Consider the following 4,474-nt stretch of genomic DNA (forward strand, 5'->3'; position numbering starts at 1 on the left):
CACCACATCCGCCCGCTCCAGGATGTAGGGGATCCACCCGATCTGCCCCTCGGCGTACATGATCCTGAGCCCCGGGAAGCGCTCGAACTTGCCGCTCATCAGCCAGTCCACCATCGAGAAGCAGCAGTTCGCGAAGGTGATCGTGGAGCCGACGGCGGGCGGCGCGTCCGGCGACGTCGACGGCATCCTGCTGGACGAGCCGATGTGCATCGCGATGACCGTCCCCGTCTCGTCGCACGCCGCGAGGAAGGGGTCCCACGCGTCGGCGTGGATGGACGGCAGCCCGAGATGCGGCGGAATCTCGGAGAAGGCGACCGCCCGCACCCCGCGCGCGGCATTGCGCCGCACCTCGGCCGCGGCCAGCTCGGCGTCCCAGAGGGGGATCAGGGTGAGGGGGATCAGGCGGCCCCCGGCCGCCGGGCCGCACCACTCCTCCACCATCCAGTCGTTGTACGCGCGTACGCTCAGCAGCCCCAGTTCACGGTCCTTGGCCTCGGTGAAGGTCTGCCCGCAGAAGCGCGGGAAGGTGGGGAAGCAGAGGGCGGACTGGACGTGGTTGACGTCCATGTCGGCGAGCCGGTCCGGCACGCTGAACGACCCCGGCCGCATCTGCTCGTAGGTGATGACCTCCAGCTTGATCTCGTCCCTGGCGTAGCCGACGGCCGTGTCGAGGCGGGTGAGCGGGCGGTGCAGGTCCTCGTAGACCCACCAGTCCCCGATGGGGCCTTCGTCCCCTTTCTCCCCCATGACCGGGGCGAACTTGCCGCCGAGGAAGGACATCTCCTTCAGCGGCGCGCGGACTATGCGGGGGCCTCGGTCCTGATATTTCGACGGGAGGCGGTCGCGCCAGACGTTCGGGGGTTCGACGGTGTGGTCGTCCACCGAGATGATCCTCGGGAAGGCCTCCGGGCTCTCCATGGTCTCCATAACCCCAAGGTAGCGCCGATCTGACGCTCCGTCAGCTACTGCGACCGGACCCCGCGGCCACCCCGTACGGCCGCCGGAACCGGTACCGGAACCGGCGCATACGCGGCGTCCCGCCGAGAACACCGTGCGAGGACCCTGTGAGAGCCGTCTCCCACGGCTGACGCATCCGCCATGAACAAGGCAAACTGGCGGGTGCAGAATCCGGGGTACGGCTGAGGCGCGCCCGGCGCGCCGCCTTGGCACGGCCCGGACGACCGACGAACGGCAAGACCGCGGGACGGGCAGCCCGCGACCGGCAGGACTGGGAACGGCAGGGCGGCAGGGGGAGCGATGGTCGATGTACCGCGAGTACCGGAGCAGTGGCGTCCGGCCTCGGGGAACGCCCCCGAGGAGCGGGCCGAGGGGCACCCCGAGGTCCCGGCGTCACGCTTCAGCGTGCTCGGACCGGTGCGCGCGTGGCACGGCGAGGAACAGCTCCCGACCGGTTCTCCGCAGCAGCGGGCGCTCCTCGCGGCCCTCCTGCTGCGCGAGGGCCGCACGGCCACGGCCTCGGAGCTGATCGACGCCCTCTGGGGCGAGGAGTCGCCCTCGCAGGCACTGGCGGCGGTACGTACGTACGCCTCCCGGCTGCGCAAGGTGCTGCCCCCCGGCGTTCTCATCAGCGAATCCGGCGGGTACGCGGTCCAGGTCGCCGACGGCGCTCTCGACCTCACGGCGGCCGAGGACCTCTGGGCCACGGCGGAGAAGGCCCGCAGCACGGGTGACCTGTGCCAGGCGAGGACGCTGGTCAACAAGGCGCTCGCCCTGTGGCACGGCGAGCCCCTGGCCGGGGTGCCGGGGCCGTACGCCGACACCCAGCGCACCCGTCTCGCGGAGTGGCGTCTGCAACTGATCGAGACGCGGCTCGACATGGATCTCGAACAGGGCTGCCACGCGGAGGCCGTCTCCGAGCTGACCGCCCTGACGGCCGCCCACCCGCTGCGCGAGCGGCTGCGCGAACTGCTGATGCTCGCCCTCTACCGCAGCGGACGCCAGGCCGAGGCCCTCGCCGTCTACGCGGACACGCGCCGCCTGCTCGCCGACGAACTCGGGGTGGACCCGAGGCCCGGCCTCAAGGAGCTCCAGCAGCGCATCCTCCAGGCCGACCCGGCCCTGGCCGAGCCGTCCGCGTCCGCCTCGGAACCGGCCGCCGCCGTGGTGCGCCCCGCCCAGCTCCCCGCGACCGTCCCCGACTTCACCGGACGCGCCTCCTTCGTCAACGAGCTCAGCGACATCCTGTCCTCCGCCGAGGGGCGGGTGATGGCGGTCTCCGCCCTCGCGGGCATCGGCGGCGTGGGCAAGACGACGCTCGCGGTGCACGTCGCGCACGTGGCCCGCACCCACTTCCCCGACGGACAGCTCTACGTGGACCTCCAGGGCGCGGGCGCCCGTGCCGCGGAACCGGAGACGGTCCTCGGCGCCTTCCTCCGCGCCCTCGGCACGCCCGACTCGGCGGTCCCCGACTCGCTGGCGGAGCGGGCGGCCCTGTACCGGTCCGTCCTCGACGGCAGGCGGGTCCTCGTCCTCCTCGACAACGCCCGCGACGCCGCCCAGGTACGTCCCCTGCTGCCCGGCATGGAGGGCTGCGCGGCCCTGGTGACCAGCCGGGTCCGCATGGTCGACCTCGCGGGCGCGCACCTCGTCGACCTGGACGTGATGTCCCCCGAGGAGGCCCTGCTCCTGTTCACCCGCATCGTCGGCGAGGAGCGCGTCACCTCCGAGCGCAAGGCCGCCCTCGACACCGTCGCGGCCTGCGGCTTCCTGCCGCTCGCGATCCGTATCGCGGCCTCCCGGCTTGCGGCCCGCCGCACCTGGACCGTCTCGACGCTCGCGGCGAAGCTGGCGGACGAGCGGCGGCGCCTCGACGAGCTCCAGGCGGGCGATCTGGCGGTCAAGGCCACCTTCGAGCTCGGCTACGGCCAGCTCGAACCGGCCCAGGCCCGTGCCTTCCGCCTCCTCGGTCTCGCGGACGGCCCCGACCTGTCGCTCGCGGCGGCCGCGGCCATCCTGGACCTGCCGCAGGAGGACGCGGAGGATCTCCTGGAGGCCCTGGTGGACACCTCCCTGATCGAATCCGCTGCGCCCGGCCGCTACCGCTACCACGACCTCGTACGCCTCTACGCCCGCGCCTGCGCCGAACGCGACGAACAGCCCCCGAGCGAGCGGGACGCGGCCCTCTCCCGCCTCCTGGACTTCTACCTGGCCTCGGCGTCCCGGGTCTACGCGATAGAGCGCCCCGGCGACCGCACGGTCGACCATCTGGCGCCCACGGAACACGCGGGCCAGGACTTCAGCGACGACACCAAGGCCCTGGACTGGCTCCACTCCGAGGCGGCCTGCATCCTGGCCTGCGTCCAGCAGTCCCTCGGCACGGGGACGCTGCGCCGGGCCGTGGACCTGCTCCTCGCCTCCAAGGACCTGGCGGAGTCGGGGGCGAGCTCGCTCCGCTACGAACTGGCCGCCTCGGCCGCGCGGGACGCGGCGGCGGCCCTGGGCGACGCCCACGCGGAGGGCCGGGCGCGGATCACGCTGGCCCAGGTGCACAACAACGCGGGCCGCTTCGAGGCGGCGCGGCTGGAGGCCGAGCGGGCCACCTCCCTGGACGAGCTGGCCGCCGACCCGTGGAGCAGCAGCAACGCGCCCAACGAGCTGGGGATCGCGGCGAACTGCCTGAACCGCCCCGAGGTGAGCGAGGTCTACCTCCTCAAGGCGATCGACGCCTTCCGGGCGGACGGCAACCGGCCGGGTGAGGCCAGCGCGCTGTGCAACCTCTCGCGCGTCCTCGTCGCCGTGGGCCGCACCGCGACGGCGATCGATCTCGTGGGCCAGGGCATCGCGATCTACGACGACCTCGGCCTCACCTTCCGTCTCGCCAACGCCCGGTACGCCCTCGGCATCGCCCTCAGCCACACCGGCCGCCACCCGGAGGCCATGGACCAGCTCGCCCAGGCCCTGAAGATGTTCGCGGAGAACCGGCAGCGCCTGTGGGAGGGTACGACCCACTACCGCATCGCCCAGGTCCACCTGACCGCCGGGCGCCCCGCCCAGGCCGCGCAGCACGCCGAGCAGGCGCTGACCACGGGGTTCATCGGCGGCGACTGGATGCGCGCCAACATCCTGACGCTCCTGGGCAGGTCCCTGGACGTCCTCGGCCAGCTCGACCGCGCGCGGGCGTGCTGGCGGGAGGCGCTCACCCTGCACGAGCGGGCGAAGGCCCCGGAAGCGGACGAGGTCCGCAAGCTCCTGCACCCCGTCGCCGCCGCCTGACGGGACCGCCCGGGGCGTTCATCGAACGTTTATGGGCGGCTGCCACTCTGAGGACACGATCCGTCGCGTCGGGGGGCAGACGGGTCGCACTGGGCCCCGCGCATAGAGTGAGCGGCCCGGAACGCCCGCTCGGCGACCCTCGGGGGAGTTGCCGAGCGAGCGTTCGCCCCAGCGAAAGTCGATCCCACGGGGGTTCACCATGAGCGACGCCAAGAACAACCAGGACATCATCACCATGGGC

The 4,474-nt window shown here is 72.8% G+C and carries 2 protein-coding genes; one reads left to right on the top strand and one right to left on the bottom strand.

What is annotated here, in order from left to right:
- The coding region (locus tag AB8Z36_RS31535; RefSeq protein WP_369216810.1) for an amidohydrolase family protein at positions 1-918 on the bottom strand (918 nt) is incomplete at its 3' end.
- 339 nt (positions 919-1,257) lie between these two features.
- Between AB8Z36_RS31535 and AB8Z36_RS31540 the strand changes: the two genes are divergently transcribed.
- Positions 1,258-4,233, top strand: coding sequence for an AfsR/SARP family transcriptional regulator (locus AB8Z36_RS31540; RefSeq protein ID WP_369216809.1), 2,976 nt, complete (start codon positions 1,258-1,260; stop codon positions 4,231-4,233).
- Positions 4,234-4,474 lie beyond the last annotated feature (241 nt).

Origin of the sequence: Streptomyces flavofungini (assembly GCF_041028215.1) — a bacterium.
Classification (GTDB): Bacteria; Actinomycetota; Actinomycetes; order Streptomycetales; family Streptomycetaceae; genus Streptomyces; species Streptomyces flavofungini_B.